Source organism: Mesorhizobium sp. M0518 (genome assembly GCF_040321125.1).
Lineage (GTDB): Bacteria > Pseudomonadota > Alphaproteobacteria > Rhizobiales > Rhizobiaceae > Mesorhizobium.
Genome location: NZ_JAMYQY010000013.1, coordinates 88,081 through 104,939 on the forward strand (window position 1 = coordinate 88,081; position 16,859 = coordinate 104,939).

Below are 16,859 nucleotides of genomic sequence, written 5' to 3' on the forward strand. Positions count from 1 at the left end.
ATTGCCCATAATAATATCAATTCGCTTCGCTGCGCATTCGCAGCGATTTCGGGCTCCACTCCGAGGCGCCAAATCGCGGCGGAACCGACACTGTGGAGATTATACCTCGGGCGCGGCAGCCTTCGGGACGAGCGCTTTACGCCCCTTCCTCGGCCGCGGCCGTTGTCTGCGCCCGTGCAGCGCGCTCCACCATCTCGCGCGTAACCACTTTGTTGTGATCCCGCTCACGGTAGAGACACGCATACTCGGAGTCGTCGACATCACCCGGGCCATAGTCATGGTAGTCGAGATGACGCCAACCCTGTTCCGTGAGGTCCATGCCGTACTCTACGCCGACAAATCCGCTCAAGGGCACGATATAACTCCTTACGAAGGGAACGTCCTCGTATGTCCGCTTGATGAACTGCGCGCCGGGCGTGTTTTCGATAAACCATGGTTGCCGGCCGAACCCGCCAAACTGCAGTTGGATGATGCGGCCGAGCGTTATCAATGCCGATAGAGCGTCCTCCCGCATTGTGGAGTAGGTCGCGGGATTAAAGTGGACCGAGCGGTTGCGCAGCGTCGCGAGCTCCATGAAAGCTATCCCCACATCAGGCAAGAGCACGCCCCAGTCTTCCAGCACGCGTACGGCGAACCGCCAGTCATCGAAAGACTCGCTGCGATAGACACGGCGGTAGTGCGGCGACGCTTTGTAGTAATCCCGAAGGTCCAGGATGAGGTGGTTCAGGATGCGCTCGCCGAGGGCGCACGCAGCGACCAAGGCTGGGAAGTAGAGCCCTGATACAAAGGCGCGGCGCGCCTGTTCATGCATCAGGTTATGATAACTGACGATGGAGAACGCCTTTGCGCCAAGGTCCTTAGTGTCCTGGATCACTTGCGCATGGCGGCGTTCGCCGTACTCAGCCTTGAGCCTCTTAATCGCCTTGTTGCGGTTCTCGATATGGAGCGCCTTCACTTTCTCCTCCCAGTGCTCGCTCGGATCGTCGAGACTCAACGGAGTGGAGTCGAAATCATAGGCAAACGGGTGATACCGCCGCCGCCCACGGTCTCGCAAGGATTCGTGCCCCTCATGGTCGTAGAGGCCGCGCGCCAGGTCGGCGACCGTGATGAACCCTTCTGATACAGTGCTCTCCGCGTGGCCGTTGCTCTCGGTCTCAGCGGCTTCCCGGCGCTTGGGCGCCACCTGCACAGGCTTTTTATCTTCGACAGCAGTCGGCTCTTGGTCGGCCATGGTCCGTCAGCCTGCCGTCGCGGGTGCCCGCCGGAAGCTTGCCTGCCTCTGCTTGGTTTCTTCGATCGCTTTGCCAGCATCCACAAGCGACCGGCACGCATCAAGAACCGACCAAGGCACTTCGTCGAGCACTGCAGCTATGTCGACGAAGCTCACCAACTCGTTGGTCAGGACAGCTTCCACGACGGCTTCAAGGGATGGATTGCGCCGAAGAGACCATTTGTCGTTGGTCCAGTGTATAGTGTCGTCCCAGACGATGAAATGGGCGCCGCAGCCGGTGTCCCTCCAGACCGAGGGGAACAAAGTCAAGCCATCTTCGCGCCGGTAGAAACGCCAAGCAGGCCCGGCACGACGATCGAGATTGACTGTTAACACGTCTCCGCAACCATCAGGGCACTTCATTACGAAGGCACGCGGGACGCCACGTTCCACCAGCACGACGTCGCCCGGCCGTTCGACCAAGTTGATGGCCTCAGACTGGCGTTCAACCGAGCCTTTGAAATGGACCGCGTACGATTTCCTGAGCAACAATGGAACTCCAGACCCTTACCAAAGCGAGGGGTTTGTTACACGTTCGAGAAGGTTGCCGGCGCACTGGTAGGCAGTGCTGGCGTCCCCGTTCTTGGCTTTCGCATAATAAAGCAGCCCTACGCAGATCGCTATTGTATATTCCCGTCGCAGGTCGACGGAGTGGACCTGCCCCTCATCGAGGATTGTCGAGCGCAAGGCCGTGATCGCATTGAGCCGATGGGATGCGGCCTTGCCCTTGAGAAGATGTTCGAGCGAGACAGCGAACAGGTTACCGCTATAGAAATCTTCGAGCACATCGGTCGGAATCCGTTGAGTTGCCTGCAGGTCGGGATCGAAGCCAAGGCCCAACTCCAAGCGCGCAACGTCGTGCGAAAGCGGGCGCTTGGCCGCTCGTGTGAAATCGATCAGAACCGCCTCGGCGTCCTGGCCGCATACGAACACGTTGCGCAGATTGAGATCGTCATGGGCCCGGCACATCAAGTGGTCCTCTACCGGCAAGTTGGCGAGGCGGTCAAACAAATCATGCGGCGAAGGGCCTCCGTAACCGGCATGGCTGAGGTCTTTGTAGGTGCGTTCGAGCCCCTTCAGGTATTGCTCCTGCCTTATCACGGGCAGGAACTCCGGAAGCAAATCGAGCTTCTTCTTTTCGGGCCGGTCTCGCCACCGGCCCAACACTGTTTGATAGATTGCCTGGACGACGGCGTTGACGTCCCTTTCCGGCACGACATAGTCTAGGCGCACAGCGTGTTCGACGAAGCGGGACACAGCCAACTGTGAACTGGCCCCCAACACGCATCGCTCCAGGCATAAAGGGGCGCATCCTCGAAAGGGAATTCGGTCGGCGACGACATCCCTGTAGGTCTTGATATGCTCCTCCATCTCCGCTGCGCCGCCCGATTTGACGATGAATGGCGTGTGCTGCTCCAGACCCTGTGTTTCGACCTTCCACACGGACGCTGAGGATTTGCCGCCATTCTCCTTAGAAATGTGTATCGCCGGGTAGTCGTGAAAAGCACGTCGGAATAGCAACTCGAGCTCGAGCGACAATGGTTCTAGTAGCGGGGCACCGTTCTTGCTGCGGATCGCAAGACTGTCATTGCTCGACGGCCCGCAACGGCAGCGAGCACAGAGTTCCGCGATCCGATCCCCATGAGAATCCGCGAGCACGACCAGTTGCTGCAACACGACTCCGGGAGGCTGGGCCCACTGCGCCAGCTGACCTGCACCTGACCTCGCGACAGCCATTGCGCTCGCCTCGTCGCCCGACTTCGCCACGACAACGATGAAAACGCCCCGCGCTGCGGCAGGAGCGGCGAGAAGACGCAAGCGCTTAACAAGATCTTGTCGATCCGTCTGCGACGATAACGCACCGGCGAGCACGATTAATGCACGGGCGCTGCCGTCGGTAAGATCCGCGGGCGATTGTAGCTTCTTGAGCGCGAGTTGTCGGCTGTCAAAGGGCCGCCTGTCGACCGTTCCGCCATCGACCAGGACCATTGTGCGCTCCTCAGCCTTCATGACGACGCCAGATCATGGGCCAACCATCTCCTTTGGCCAGCGCGTTGCCCCGGGAACAAACGATGCAGTTCGGGTCCGGTACCGAACTGACGGGCCGCACCGACCCATCGATGGGTCGTCCGACTAGGTGGCGTGCCGAGCCAGGAAAGCCGGTGACCGCCGATAGGAACATTGAGACAGCCATCGAAGACGTTGCGGCATTGAGAGAGATTACGGCCGGTTGCGGTTCAAAATGGCCGACAAAATACGGATCAGACCGAACGTCAGTCAGAAGGTCGCGGCGCACGGAAACGGGATTGAGAAGAGGATGGCAGTTGAGGCAGGCGAGCGGCTCGGCGAGCATCTGCACGCGAGTCGACATTGCCGTGACGATCTCATCGCGGGCGTCGATACGTACGCCGACATCGATCATAGGAAGGCGATACTGGTAGGCCATTTGGTTCAGGACAGCCCGGCTGCCATGGGAGTCTGTGCAGCACATCACGAAATCGCTATCGAGCAAAGCTCTTGCTACGGGTTCATCTATGACCGTATCTGCGATCGCCTCAACGGCCATCTCGCCTTGCGCACGTTGCACGGCAGCGCGCGCTATCAAGACCTTCGGCTGGCCAACATCGCCCGGCGTGGCTCCGAGCAGACGGTTGAGATTGGTCGGTTCCACCTCCTCCGGGTCTATCAGGAGGAAGCGGCCAACACCCAGCCGCGCGAGTTCTTCAACCACCACGGATCCGGTGCCGCCGACGCCGACGATGGCGACAGTAAGGCCGTTGAGTATCCGTTGACCCTCAAGGCCGAAGGCCCGAACATTGCGGTCGAACACGTCCGACAGGGGCGCCTGATTGCGAATACCGGATTCCCTTTCGTATGTGCGGACATCGCGGTCGACTTCTTGGATGCGGTCGATCGTAAATAGGGTTTCCCCCTCGGCATCAAATAATCTTCCCCGGAACCCTGTCGGCCCGGCGACGAGGAAACCATGCGGCCCGGATGGGCATCGAAAATGCTGGACGGGCGCCAAAATCTTCTGCGACGCATCGTCGACCCGCGAGAAGGCGAGTTCCTCTTGCATCGGATGCGAATGAGCCAGAATAACGCCGACACGGTCCTGGCGCCCCCGTTTGAGCACACTGGCAAGAAACGCGGGCGTCAAAGTCGCCTCGACCGAACTACGGGTCATATAGTCGTCCGGGCCGGGGAGGATGACGTCCCGGACAACCAGTCGCATGCCGCCATCGAAGCGGCCACCCGCGACGATCAGCGCAGCCGCTGTCTCAATCGGGGAATGCGCAAGAAGGTCGTCGCGAAGCGCCGACCACCCGCCTGCGGCAAAGACCAGCCGATTCATTTGGCCTCGCCGAGTCGCCGCCGGATCACGTTCAAATAGGTGTGCAGGTTATCGCTGTTGGGTTGCCACGTGGAAGGATGCCAGGAAAACCAGAGCCACTCTGACGGTATTCCTGGAGTAGCCTGCTGGCCGGTATTTTGCGGAGCTCCACCGTGAGCGAGCGCGAGAGCCGGCTCCGTCCAAAAACAGTCAGGTGCCGCCTGCGGATATCCGCCGGGAACCACGAACTTCACATCGACCGCGGCCTTGTTCCACCCCGGTGGAAGGCGCACCGCCGGCAAACTGACGACCGCCGTCCCACCCGCTTGCTCCTCAAGGGTCGCATTGGGGTATCTTTTATTGAAGTCTTCGAAATGACGGGCGAGGATGGACATCAGCCAAACGTCGCAGGCGGAACCGTATAGAAGTGCATGCCGTTCTTCAGCGCGACTCCCTCGCCGTCGCCGATCTGCCGGTCGGCGTCATGGCCGTGCCCCTCAAGGAACAACTGATATTGCTGATCTTTTCCGGCAAGCTGTTTCAGTTCAGCCCCGGTCATGCTTTCACTGGCCGCCTCAAAATGTACGCCATCGATATTGATGGAAAATTTCGGATGATCGTCTTTAGCCATCGTTTCCTCTGCAAATGTGCGTGTGATCGCGAGAACCCGCCCCCTAAGGAATTGAGGTACAAGCGTTACTTACCTTGAAACATACCGCCGCAGAAGCACGAATTGCCGCCTTCCCCTGCTCGCTGACTGCACCGCTTCGTGATCCCGATATAGGAACTACCTGAGGGTTTCTCATCCTTTGGCTTATTGCAGATACTGCGAGCCATGCGGCCCAATGTGGGACGCCGGCCCGACACCGGTCGGTGCCCAAATCGGCGGACCGGCAGCTTAGAGGGTAAATTTTGCAGTTCCTCAGCCCGAATGCCCCACTTATTGACCCAAGCTTTTCTGGAGCAGAAGCAAGTTCAGGTCGTTTAGCAGTTTCTCCTTGGCAGCAGGATCGACCGGCGGCGGAGCAGGAGGATTCTTCTCGTGCTGGCCTTCAGGCAGCTTGGTCGCGCGCGCGGGCGCCGGCGCGGCTTTAGGCTTCTCTTCGGGCTTGGGAGCGAACACGATAGAGATTCTATTGACGTCCTTCCACGTAGTTTTCCAGCCGATGCCCAGGCTGGCCTGCCCTGTGTCGAATGGTATCGTGATGATCTTCACGCTCGCCGACGCGCCTTCGTCCAGCGTAAAACCCATCACGTACGAAACTGAATCTGGCGGCGTCTTTGTATCCGCGTAAGAATCCTGGACCTGTGCAAGCCAGTTCGCGATTCCCAGGTTTCCGGTAAGCCGAGAACCGTGCGCGCGCCTTTCGTTGACGGTTGGTGTGTCGCACTTGATATCGTCCTTTTGACCCAAGCCTATGGTGAACTTGTAGCCCACCATCCTGTCTGCGGTTCCGGTGGCGTTTGTCGCCAATGCAAACGTGCCTGTCTGCGGAATGTAGGGTACCTCGTTTCCGGCACTGCCGTCTCCGCCGCCCGTCGCTACGACATTCAGCGACAGTTCAACTGCCGCATTCCACTTTCCCTTGTCGGTCAGGAAGGTAGCAGGCCCGATTGGAGGCTTTGCCTTGGGCCGCCCGTCGCGTCCGTCTTTCAGGTCGCACCGGATGTTGTCGACAATGTCTGAGATGCGAAGTAGACCGACTTCGGTTGGCAACTTCGGAACGCTGGCGCAACTCGAAAGAGCAACGCAAACTCCTAGCGAGCCCCGAACGAAAACTTTCATGATTTCCCCCATCTTCCCACCTCCACAGGGATCACGCCTGCTACGAAGATGAAATGGTACAACTAGACTTTCCACAGATAATATTGGTGAGACAAAATTATTCTAGCTGCTGATTGAGAACCACACCCTGCCAAGTTGAGGCCCAGGGGTCACTAGTGCCCATTCGGCGGCGACCAACACAAAGCAAAGCAAAGCAAAGAATGAGGGAACCCGCCTGCGGCGGCTTGCCGAGGAGAGACGGCCCGCGCCTCTCTTCCCAGGCCCTAATCAGCGACCTTGTCGCTCAATTCGCCGATTCTCTCGACAAGACGTTTGGTCAGCTCGACGCGCAGCAACGGAAAGCCTTTGATGATCTGCGTGTCCTAGTGAACCAGAACCAGCGATGGATTCACGGCGATGTTCAGGAAGGCCTGCAGACAGTCCAGGACCTCAACGTAGAGATCAGCAACCTAGCGATTTCCTCGTCGAAGCCGGTGGTCACAAGATTTACGCCCACTTATATCGCGCAGGCGAGTCAATCGGACGATGTGCTAATAGAGGTAGAGGGCTTTCACCTCTACGACGCGGAGAGTAGGCATAAGCCGAGTCTTCGGTTTGGCGCATTGCTGACGGGCATCATCGGACTGCAACCTGACCGTCCGTGATTGGGAGCCACATGGCTAAAGTGGCTGTTCCGCTATTGAGCCTCGACAGGCGTCCTAGGGATCCGCCGCATCGAACTCAATCGCAAATCCCGCGTCGATCGCGCTTCGCGCAATGAGATCGCCAAGTTCCCAATCCGTGAGTTCGCAAAGCGGAAATGTTCCCCTTACAGCGTGGCTAACCTCGGATATCGAAATGCACGGCCTGCCGACATTGCCGATCAAGTGCCGGACAATCGCTTGGCGAACGTCCGACAAGGTAGGCCCCAGCGCGAGCGCGGGCATATGTGGCCTACGAATGGAGCCGTGGTTCTACGCCATCGGCTGTTTTTGCATCGAAAGCTACGGGCACACCGTGAATGATGGATGCCGCTGCCAGCAACTCCTCCAACTCGCGGTCGGTAGCCCTGCATGCTGGCATGAGTGTTCGGATGGCGCGGATTGCCTGTGCGATCGAGAGGAAGTTGGACCTGCCTCTGGACAGAACATAGGCTTCGGCGGCCCTTTCAACCGTAACGGTGTGGAAAGTGTTGGTCATCGAGAATTCCTCCCTGAAATCCTGACCAACACGATTTACAGCAGGAATTCGGTGGCCTTCAAGGGTTTGTCCGATCCCGGACAATCAGGCGGATGCCAGACCGAAATGACTTTGCTCCTCCTCGCCGTAAGCACCATGGGTGAGTTGCTTCATTCCAACGCGGTCGACAATTGTGATCTCGCCGCGCCTGGCGTGAACCAGCCCTCGATATTCAAGCATTTGCAGGGCGGTGGTGACACCGGGGCGTCGGGCGCCAAGCATGGTGGCCGGGAATTCATGCGTCAGGTAAATCCTATTCCCTTCGACACGGTCTTGCACCATCAACAACCAGCGGGCCAACCGCTCCTCGATTTTCGAATGGCCGTTGACCAGTGCCGTCCGGGACGAGTGCATAAGGAACGCGTGGGCATAGCGAAGCAGTGACTCGCGAAGGGACTGGCTTGCCGCAATCGCCGAGCGAAGAGCTTCAACCGGGAGGATCCAGCCATTACCTGCAACCTGGATATAGGTTTCATTGGGAGACTTGTCCTGGCCGAGCAGGACGGCAACCCCTGTCATGCCGTCGCGGCCGACGATGCCGGCTTCGCTTTGCCGACCACCGGTCATCGTGGCGACCACCGACGCGATGCCCGTCTCTGGAAAATACACACGCTCGATCGGCTGATATGAGACCTCAAGCTGGGCTTTGATGCCCAGTTCGACGTGATGCATTGATGGCTGCAATCGCGCGAAATCCTCTGAGGAGAGGGTTTTCAATACATGGTTGCGAAGAAGGGATTTGGGCATGGCTCTCTCCCTGACGGGCAAGAGCACGTACCTCTTACTGTCGGCTGCGTCCGAAGGGGGCGGCCGATTCAGCGAGCATAGGCTTCAAGTGCGCGATTGGCAAAGAATCCGTCGGCGTATTGCGCCGGCACCCCCGCGCGGACCAATCCTATGAAGCCTGACGCGGCGGGGGCTCTCAAGGATTCGAATCCTGTGTCAACAGTCGGCTGCTGAAGAGCCTGACATTGTCCAAGCAGATGGACCTGAAGAATGCATATTGTTGACAATGACTTAGCTACATGCGCCGGCTTGACGTCGCCGTTGCGGCGCCATAGCCATAGCGCACGGCAACTAGCCGGCGGCATGAGGATTGTGGCCGCAAGCTAGCCATGAGGTGCTCGACGAAGCCTGAAGGTTCAACGATGAAGAAAGCGCCGCGAAAGAACGTACCGACATTCGACCATTCCGAACTCGGGCTGGGGTCTGCCGAGCTCAGAGCCATAAGAAAGTGTGAGGCCGAGATCATGCTGCTAGGCCGAAGAACGACGGAAGAAACCTTCGATCTCGGCGATCAACTGAACATCGCTGCAGCTCTTATCCCCGACCGAATGTTCGGAAAATGGGCCATCTCGGTGTCGCGATACAGTCGTCAGCACCTTTTCAGCCTGATGAAGATAGCGACCGTTCTCAAGGACCATAAGACGCGGCTTGTAGAAGCGCGCATGTCCGCCACCGCCATGGGCCACTTGGCTAGTTCCCCAGAGCACGTGGATGAGGTTCTCGCCGAACTCGAAGCCGGACGCTCACAACGGCAAAACAGATCCAGGCAATTGTCGGTAGCAATAATGAAAAAATTGACATCACTTACCAAACCTCGGCGGCGTCGCCGGTCTAAAAGCCAACGCACAGGCGAAGTTGAAGCTCGGTATTTCTGAGTTCACCGAAATATCTCCTCGATCATCGCGGATGTTGATGCCGCGCTCGTTCCGGCATTGGACGGCAAGCGGGTGTTGAAGGGCCAACTGGCGGACAAGATCGAGCGTCCAGCGAGGCTCGCCGGTTTTCAGCTGGAAAACATTGCCCTTTTCGTTGAACTAAACCCAAACAATTCGGCGGCGTCCCAGGTGATGGGTTTCTCAAAGGCAGCAAATGAGATCAACTCTCGCCGCAGCCCGCGAGCATAGGGTCATGTCGGCCGCTTAATATTCCCGTTGAACGCACACCGACGCTATTGCGCTGAAAGCATAAAATTGCCATCTACCGACGAAGCTACAGCTAGGTGGATGGGGATGGGCGTATCAGACGAGTTCTACAACTTCCGGAATAACTATAATATCGGCACCGACCTGATCAGCTCGATTGGACAACGGTACAGGCGTATCATCACGCGCCTTAATACAGACTTCTGGAACACCGATTCCAGCTCCGCCCACAGTCTCTATGTTGGCTCTTACGGTCGCGACACAGCCGCGCGCGGAATCAGCGACCTAGATATCGGCTTCCAGCTCCCCTATGCGGAATACGTCAAATACAGCGCGTATCACGGCAACGGTCAGTCCGCGCTTCTTCAGGCCGTGAAAAACTCCCTCCTCAAAACCTACGGCTCCAGCAAGGTCGGCAGCGACGGCCAGGTTGTCGTCATCTCCTTCACGGACGGGATCACGTTCGAAATCCTTCCCTATTTCAACAACACGGACGGTTCCTGGACTTTTGCCGATTCTAACGGGGGAGGTACCTGGCGGCAGTGCAATCCCCGGGCAGAGATGACTGCCGTCCAGACCCGCAATACGGCCGTTAATGGCAACCTCAAAGCCCTCTGCCGCATGATGAGGGTGTGGAAAGACCAAAATAGCGTTCCGATGACCGGAGCCCTCATCGACGCGCTCGCCTACCAGTTCATCGAGACGTGGGAGTATCGGGATAAATCCTACGGCTATCATGACTACATGGCGCGGGATTTTCTAAAGTATCTCTACGACCTCGACCGAGAGAAAACTTACTGGCGTATGCCGGGGAGCGGTTCCTACGTCTATAAGACGGGGGTGTTCTGGTTGAAGGCGCTCACGGATTACAATATCGCCGTCGAAGCCTGCAACATGCAGACCGACGACAAGGCCGCACAGCGCCGCGCGAAATGGAGGACCGTCTTTGGCACAACCTTCCCAATCTGACCCGCGGTACCAAATCGAGAGCCAAGTGCGCGAGTGTTACGGCCGTTGCGCCTACACCCATAAGATTCACGAGAAGATGGCGGAGCGGCTTGCCGACCATCAATGGTATGCGAAGTGGTTCAACATCATCCTGTCCGCGCTCATCGCCGGCGGCGCGGTGACGACCGTATTCAGGGCGGAGACGGGGCTTTTGCAATATGCGGAATACGCGACCGTCGTTCTTGCCATTCTCAGCCTGATCTATAACGCCTATCAGAAAGACCTAGACCCCGGTGCTCTCGCGCAGCGACACAGGGAAACTGCGTCCGACATATGGAATGTACGAGAATCTTACCTCAGCCTGATAACCGACGCGCTCAATTCGGCAGTGCCAATTGACGGCCTTCGGACGCAGCGCGACGAGCTGCAGGCCAACCTTCATGAAATCTATCGGGCGGCACCCTTCACGGACGGGAAGGCCTACAAGAAGGCACAGGATTCCTTGAAGGATAACGAGGAGCTCATGTTCTCCGACAAGGAAATCGACGACATGCTGCCCACCACGTTAAGGCGGTCGAGCAGGGCTTAGTAGACCGCGCCGGGTTTGCCGGAGGCTCCAACTTCCAAATAGGATGGAGCCATGACGAGCAAACGAGGAACAAGTTTCTCCCTCGCCGGAGGCGAGCGGAATTTCTCCGGTCGTTAGGCTGCGACGGGACCGTCGTACATCGCAGGGTCCCACACCTGAATGTTTGCCCCCTCGCCGTTCGGGGTGATCAGGAGTCCTTCCTCGTAGAATAGGCCGCGGGCGACATCGCCGAGTACGTCGAACTCGCTCGGAAACATCCATTCGCCGCGCTCATTCCAGAGTTTCCGGAGCTGAGCGACCAGTTCCTCGATTGCCTCGGTGTAGCCGGCCTCATCGATCGCCTGTCGGGTCTCCTCGCTGATCTCCGCCTCGCCATTGCTGCCGTCAATATGCCCAAACGTGTAGGCCGCCATTCGGAGAGGCTCCGAAATCGGCGCTCCAAGTTCTCCGACGATCCGGTTGAGATCACGATGTTTCCAGAAACCGTCGCGCGCGGCAGCGGCCTTCTGTCGAGCGACGCCTGCCACGCCGCGCAACCCTTCTTCGTAATAAGCCAGGTGCCCCGAGCCGAACGGCGCGCTCAAGCGGCAGGCCGCATATTCGTCCCAGCAGGCCTCGTTGATCTGGGTGAATATCTGCTCCTCGTAGGAGCTGACCTGCTTCTGGAGGATATTGCCGGGAAATGCTTTATCCTTCTCGGTCGTCACTTGCACGTGCGCGCATTCGTGGGCGATCAGATAAATGGCCTGTTGCATACCCGACTGAGCTCGCGCGTCGTCCTTTTCGGGGGTCGCACCGATACTCTCGATGTACGCGCCGCTGAAAACGAGGTGAACCTTGACCTTGCCGTCGCGCAGGACGGCCGGCGACATTGCGACGCCGACAAGCTGGTCATCGTTAGACCGGGCGAGCGTTCGTAAGCCTTCGACGCCTCGGTCGAGTTCGGCGAGCGCGGCATCGTAATCATAAGCGACAGTCACGCCGTCAAGCCGCTCTAAATTGATTACCGAGCTTATGAAGCGGATGTAGCTCGCGAGGTTGTGGGCGATGCGGTTGGCGTCCTCTATGTCAGCGAACGCCCGCATCGCGAACGAAAGGTCCGCCGGTGCGGTTTGCGGCGGCAACGTGATTTCGGCGTCTTCAGGTTTCGCGGACATGTACCGATCCTACGGGAACGCGCCGTAATGCGACACTAGCAGTGGCAAACCATCCACCGGGAAAAGACGAGGCATATTATACTGCGGCTACCACCTAGTGTCCCACTCATCGGGACACACCTCGATCGCTGGTGGCAACGGTTTGGTTTGTTCAGACGAACAGGAGCGACCGCTAGCGAAAATATCAGCTTCAACGGCGGCTTTGGGACAAACCTTAAGGCCGGCTCAACGGCCGAAGTCAGGCGCGTTCCCGCCTGGCAGCTTTGGGGCCGTGACCGGACTGTCCGGTCTTGATACGCGTCGAGCGGATAGCTGCCATTCGGCCACCGACCCCATTGCCGCTGTTCGAGGTACTTTCCTCGCAATCCCGTAGATTGGCAGGCCTGTTTCAGTCATAGCCGGACGAGAGCTCGAGCGCGACCTCCTCGAAGTATCTTGGGAACGGTTCAATAGTGGCCAGTACCAATTCTCGCTGCGTCCGACATGCTGTGACCACGTCGCGATAGCCATCGATGACCGGGAACGCGTCGCCAAGGGCCTGGGCCACCACTCTGTCGGCGAATCCAGCCTCTTGGAACGCAATAGCCGCGTCACTGGACAGACCGTACTTGATCTTTTTCTGGACGGTCACCAGCCGCGCATGCAGATCTTCGGATCGCTCCTCAACGAGATCGGCCAATGCAGCAACGACCATCGACAGGTCGTACGCGTAACCGCTTTCGCACAGGTGGACGACGTGCTCCGAAGTCGCTCTCGCGTTACCGAACTTGACATGGGCGGCTGTCAGCCGCGCTCGGATTTCGTAGTAGATCCTGCCGGCGATCCAGTCGGCAAGGCAATCCGGCCGCATTGCCTCGGGTACCGCCGCCAAGACCGGTGCGTGGGCGTGCCGTGCCGCCTTTTCCATAATCGCGGTCAACAGCTCTTCCTCGGTTTCGATTGCCGCGAGCCGGTCCAGATGCATCTCGATCCATTGCGCCAAAGCCTTGACGTCCGCCGGCGGTAGCGGCGACTTTCGGACCAGTTTGATCAGGCTGAGGTCCGTCCCTTGTTGGACGGCTTTGGCGGCCGCCTGAAAAACGGCCAGGACCTTGACCCTCAGATCGTCGTCGGAGAGATGATATGCTAGGGTGCTCCGCGCCAGTTCCTCCACACGCTCCTCGGCAAGGTCACTCTCGAAATCAACGTAGGACAGTAGATACGATGCTATGCTTTGCACCGCGCGCGCCCGGTCGGAAAGAAACCTGCTGAAGTCCTTCCCTATTAGCCCGGGGCGCTCGCTCACCGCGGCGGCGGTATACGCCGCGATGGTCTGCTTGGTAGCGAATGTGAGATCGAGCCATTCCGTCGGCAGATCCAATGTGATGGTCGGCTTTCCTTTTACCTTCTGCTCGAAGCTGACGAAAAGCTTGAGAATGCTGCTCGCCGACGGTTCCGAATTATCCGCATCCAGCAGCCTGGTGGTCTTCGACCAACGCCATCGGCCGTCTTTCTTTTTATCGTCGTAGAGCGATGGCGCGGAAAAGATCACGTTGCCTTCGGTATACATGCCTGCCCGGCCCGCACGACCCATCAGGTTGTGGAAGTCGCGCACCGCTATCTCTTCTTTGCCCTGCTGGGTGGACGTCACCACCAAGTAGCGGATCGGGAAATTTACGCCCTGCGCTAAGGTGGAGGTGCAGACTACCATACGAGCCAGACCCGCCTTCATAGCATGTTCGATCGACAGCCGCAGGCCCGGCGGCGTGTTGGCGTGGTGCGACAGGATCCCGAGCTTCGCAGCTTTGGATACTCGACCATCTCCGAGGTGAGTTTGGCATAGATCGGCAATCTTGCGGATCTCGTTTTCGTCGGAGCAAGCCGCCGGCCAATCGAGCTCCAAGCCGCGCCCTGCAATTTCGACGGCGCGGTCGCAGACCGTGCCGACGCTCTCCTTCTTCCCGCAGAAAATGGCCACGCTGCCGTTTGCGGCGAGATGCTGACCGAGAAAGAGGCCTATGTCGGTGTTGCTTCTGGTGGTGCCGCGTTCGGGGAAACGTTTCACCTTCAGTTCGCGACCCTTTTTGGCCAGTACTTTGGACTCAACGATGCGGGGCACGAAGAATTCATCCGCGTTCGGATCGGCCGGGCTGACGTAGCGCAACCAGGCCCGCTCGAACTGCCAGCTGGCGAAGGCGATGTTCCTAGCCGTCGGCAGCAATCCCGATCCCGACACCACCGCGGTCTCGTCGCCGACGAGCCAACCGGCAATCTCGGCCGCGTTCCCGATGACGGCAGAGATCAATACGACCTGGGCGTTCGTAGGCAGCGAGATGCGCATGGACGCTAGCAGAAGTTCATATGTTGGCCCACGGGTCAGTCCGTCGAACTGATGTCCTTCATCATAAACGACCAATCCGACCTCTTCGGCGAATTCGGGCTTACGCCGAAGCATGTAAAGGAGCTTTTCGGGTGTCACCACGAACACCGAATTCTGTCTTCGCGCTCCCGCGAGATCGATGTCGAAAAGGTACGAATCCGAGATCTCGTTAATCAGGACATCTTCGCCGGCGAATGAGCGCACCAGATCCGAACGGATATCGTGGCACAGTGACCTGAATGGACCCACAATGACGACCAGGGACGATCGCTGTGCTAGGAAATGGGCGCGGATCAAGAACTCGGTGGCGCGGGTTTTGCCGGCCGACGTTGGCATCTGGATCACCGCGGAACGTCCGCTCAAAATTCCCTGTTCGCAAAGCAGTCTCTGGGCTGGCCAGAGCTCCGTTGGGAACGATCCTTTCCTCAAGGCCGGTGCCCAATCGGCCAAATCAAGGCCCGAACTCGGGGGCAGAAGCGTCCTGGCCGCTCCGTCCAGTTTGCGGGAGACAAGCGCTATCACCACGTCGGCGTAGAGCAGCTCCCGGGCCGACCCGGCCAAATAAGCATGCGCCTTGAGTTCCTCGCAGAGGAGACGAATTTCCTCGGCTCCGCCCTGCAGGGCGTAAAACGCCCGGAGAGCGGCTAACATTCTATTGGCGAACAAATGGTGCGCGAACGACTCCTCGACCGGCGCGAAAAGCCCTTTCAGAATCCGATAGGCCAGAAAGGCGAGACCATGCCCCAACTCGAGGGCTGGAGATTCTGTCCTCTTCATCACGACCGCCGCACTGCCGATACTGTCGGACAGATAGTAGGAGGTGGCGCACAGCAGGGAGAACTCGTTGGTCAGATCCTCGTCCAGCCTTGATTCCAAGAAAGCGTCGAAATACCGGGCGGAGAAGTGAACCATGTCCCGGATCGATCCATCCGGTTCATCCCAGGACCTTGGCATGGCGCTCTCTGTGTCGGAAGTGATGAACCGGTCCGCAAGCGCCGCCGCGGAATCGCCCAATATTCCGATCGCTAGCACCACCAGCGAGTCCGGCGCGCGCGTGAACTCGTTGTAGTCGGCTTCCGCTGCCCTGAACTCGTGCATCTTGGCCCGGGACCTGACGGAAGCCAGCAGTTGGATCGAGTTGTTCTTAGGCCTCATTAGCGGCTCGATCGTAAAGGGCATGTACCAGGTTCATCATCGACGTGCCCCGGATGATGAGAAGCTTCAGGTTTTTGAAGTTGGGATGATGCTTGGCGAGCGTCGTCGTGAAATCGACGCTGTCGAATACGTCTTGATCGAGCACGGCTCCGGCGGCGTTCACGCGTTTGAACGGGCGATCGTTTTGGTTCTGGAAGCGCTGCACACGTTTGGCCGCCAGCCGGTCGGTGCGCAGGAGACGTTGTTTGATGGCGTTCAGGGACATCGCCTCGCGTGTGATGTCCTTGATGGAATCCTCAACCGCGTTCTGCAACCGGTTCTGTTTCTTTGCCTTTAAGCCCGCCTTCGACTCAATGAGAAGAAGCTCGTCCTTCGGGTGAACAGGATCGTCGCCATGGAACTTAAATGCGACCACGTCGCAGCCGTTCGACGGAACGTTCCGGTTGTCGCGGTTCTCGTATCTACCCTCCCGGGGGCACCAATAACCCAAGATGTACTCCGCGAAGTCGGCAAGCAGGATTTCGCCGAAGTCACCCGAGCGTGTACCCGGTCCAGGAGGATGGACTGGGTCTGGAAACTTCACTGTCGCGAGATAGGTGGCTGGCGTGTGCCCCGTGCCCTCGATAAAGTCCGGTAACTCTTCGTCCTTGCAGTAGTGCTGCCTGAAATGCTTGGCCCACGACGATAGCACTGCGTCGTCTGGCTGGTGTTCCAGATCCCAGACCTCGACCTCGACGCCTTCGGTCGTGGCAACATTGGTCGCCGTCTTCTTTAGCCAGCCGATGTGCGCAGGTGCCGCCATGATTCCCCCAAATCATCACAGCCTCTAGCATGCACGACCGAGGTCCGAAACCGCCTAAAGATGGACATGTTGTAGTCATGACATGTGGACCAAGGCGCTCGGCAAAGACCGAGTTCAGAAGGGCAGGTAGTCTTCGAACCGCGCTTGCCTCTAATCCTCTGAGATACGTTGTCGACTTCTGGCGGACACCCGCTACGTACATCGCATTCGCCATCTCCCAGAAAGCATGCGCCACCTTCGGTGCCAGGGGTCAATTTTGCTTCGCAATCAACCGAAAGTTCCGAGATGTCTCTGAGAGGAACAGTTGCGCAGA

General features: G+C 58.5%; 16 protein-coding genes. 4 read left to right on the top strand and 12 right to left on the bottom strand.

Translation table 11 applies throughout. The features are described from left to right. Window positions 1-136: 136 nt before the first annotated feature. The 7 genes from NKI66_RS19630 to NKI66_RS19660 all read right to left on the bottom strand — a co-directional run bounded on the left by NKI66_RS19630 (window position 137) and on the right by NKI66_RS19660 (window position 6,402). Window positions 137-1,231: a hypothetical protein gene (locus NKI66_RS19630; protein ID WP_352609749.1), complete on the bottom strand. Its 1,095-nt coding sequence runs from the start codon at window positions 1,229-1,231 to the stop codon at window positions 137-139. Window positions 1,232-1,237: 6 nt separating this feature from the next. Next, window positions 1,238-1,759 (bottom strand): ubiquitination-like system serine protease family protein, encoded by a 522-nt coding sequence (locus NKI66_RS19635; RefSeq protein ID WP_156936517.1) that lies wholly within the window; start codon window positions 1,757-1,759, stop codon window positions 1,238-1,240. A gap of 18 nt (window positions 1,760-1,777) precedes the next feature. After that, complete coding sequence (locus tag NKI66_RS19640; RefSeq protein WP_156936516.1) at window positions 1,778-3,259, bottom strand: phosphotransferase; 1,482 nt, start codon at window positions 3,257-3,259, stop codon at window positions 1,778-1,780. Window positions 3,260-3,269: 10 nt separating this feature from the next. After that, window positions 3,270-4,625, bottom strand: a complete 1,356-nt coding sequence (locus NKI66_RS19645; protein ID WP_031245465.1) for a ThiF family adenylyltransferase — start codon at window positions 4,623-4,625, stop codon at window positions 3,270-3,272. After that, on the bottom strand, window positions 4,622-4,999 hold the full coding sequence (locus NKI66_RS19650; protein WP_031245464.1) for an E2/UBC family protein: 378 nt from the start codon (window positions 4,997-4,999) through the stop codon (window positions 4,622-4,624). Before NKI66_RS19650 ends, NKI66_RS19645 begins: the two co-directional genes overlap by 4 nt. Then, window positions 4,999-5,235, bottom strand: coding sequence for a multiubiquitin domain-containing protein (locus NKI66_RS19655; protein ID WP_023750596.1), 237 nt, complete (start codon window positions 5,233-5,235; stop codon window positions 4,999-5,001). The genes NKI66_RS19650 and NKI66_RS19655 overlap by 1 nt, the downstream gene beginning before the upstream one ends. Before the next feature lie 309 nt (window positions 5,236-5,544). Next, window positions 5,545-6,402, bottom strand: coding sequence for a hypothetical protein (locus NKI66_RS19660; RefSeq protein ID WP_352752644.1), 858 nt, complete (start codon window positions 6,400-6,402; stop codon window positions 5,545-5,547). 188 nt (window positions 6,403-6,590) lie between these two features. Between NKI66_RS19660 and NKI66_RS19665 the strand changes: the two genes are divergently transcribed. Continuing rightward, entirely contained in the window at window positions 6,591-7,034 is a 444-nt protein-coding gene (locus NKI66_RS19665) for a hypothetical protein (RefSeq protein ID WP_352695798.1), read from the top strand. 289 nt (window positions 7,035-7,323) lie between these two features. Here NKI66_RS19665 and NKI66_RS19670 read toward each other — a convergent pair whose 3' ends face one another. Then, a complete protein-coding gene (locus NKI66_RS19670; protein ID WP_023750593.1) occupies window positions 7,324-7,569 on the bottom strand; it encodes a hypothetical protein in 246 nt (81 codons plus the stop codon). An 84-nt stretch (window positions 7,570-7,653) separates the two neighbouring features. Further along, window positions 7,654-8,355 (bottom strand): Crp/Fnr family transcriptional regulator, encoded by a 702-nt coding sequence (locus tag NKI66_RS19675; RefSeq protein WP_352752646.1) that lies wholly within the window; start codon window positions 8,353-8,355, stop codon window positions 7,654-7,656. Between the two features lie 401 nt (window positions 8,356-8,756). Here NKI66_RS19675 and NKI66_RS19680 point away from each other — a divergent pair, with 401 nt between their 5' ends. From NKI66_RS19680 to NKI66_RS19690, 3 genes are all read left to right on the top strand, one after another. Continuing rightward, window positions 8,757-9,269, top strand: coding sequence for a hypothetical protein (locus NKI66_RS19680; RefSeq protein ID WP_031245463.1), 513 nt, complete (start codon window positions 8,757-8,759; stop codon window positions 9,267-9,269). A 354-nt stretch (window positions 9,270-9,623) separates the two neighbouring features. Next, window positions 9,624-10,505 (top strand): SMODS domain-containing nucleotidyltransferase, encoded by an 882-nt coding sequence (locus NKI66_RS19685; protein ID WP_352752649.1) that lies wholly within the window; start codon window positions 9,624-9,626, stop codon window positions 10,503-10,505. A 25-nt stretch (window positions 10,506-10,530) separates the two neighbouring features. Beyond that, window positions 10,531-11,073 carry an SLATT domain-containing protein gene (locus NKI66_RS19690; protein WP_280940649.1) on the top strand — a complete coding sequence of 181 codons (543 nt, stop codon included), beginning with the start codon at window positions 10,531-10,533 and terminating at the stop codon, window positions 11,071-11,073. Window positions 11,074-11,186: 113 nt separating this feature from the next. On the opposite strand, the gene NKI66_RS19695 is transcribed toward NKI66_RS19690, so the two are convergent. The 3 genes from NKI66_RS19695 to NKI66_RS19705 form a co-directional block, all read right to left on the bottom strand. Continuing rightward, a complete protein-coding gene (locus tag NKI66_RS19695; protein WP_352752651.1) occupies window positions 11,187-12,230 on the bottom strand; it encodes a hypothetical protein in 1,044 nt (347 codons plus the stop codon). Window positions 12,231-12,618: 388 nt separating this feature from the next. Further along, the gene (locus tag NKI66_RS19700; protein WP_352752653.1) at window positions 12,619-15,768 is read right to left on the bottom strand and encodes a DEAD/DEAH box helicase; all 3,150 of its coding nucleotides are present in this window, start codon (window positions 15,766-15,768) and stop codon (window positions 12,619-12,621) included. Then, window positions 15,734-16,546 (bottom strand): Hachiman antiphage defense system protein HamA, encoded by an 813-nt coding sequence (locus NKI66_RS19705; RefSeq protein ID WP_031245459.1) that lies wholly within the window; start codon window positions 16,544-16,546, stop codon window positions 15,734-15,736. Before NKI66_RS19705 ends, NKI66_RS19700 begins: the two co-directional genes overlap by 35 nt. Window positions 16,547-16,859 lie beyond the last annotated feature (313 nt).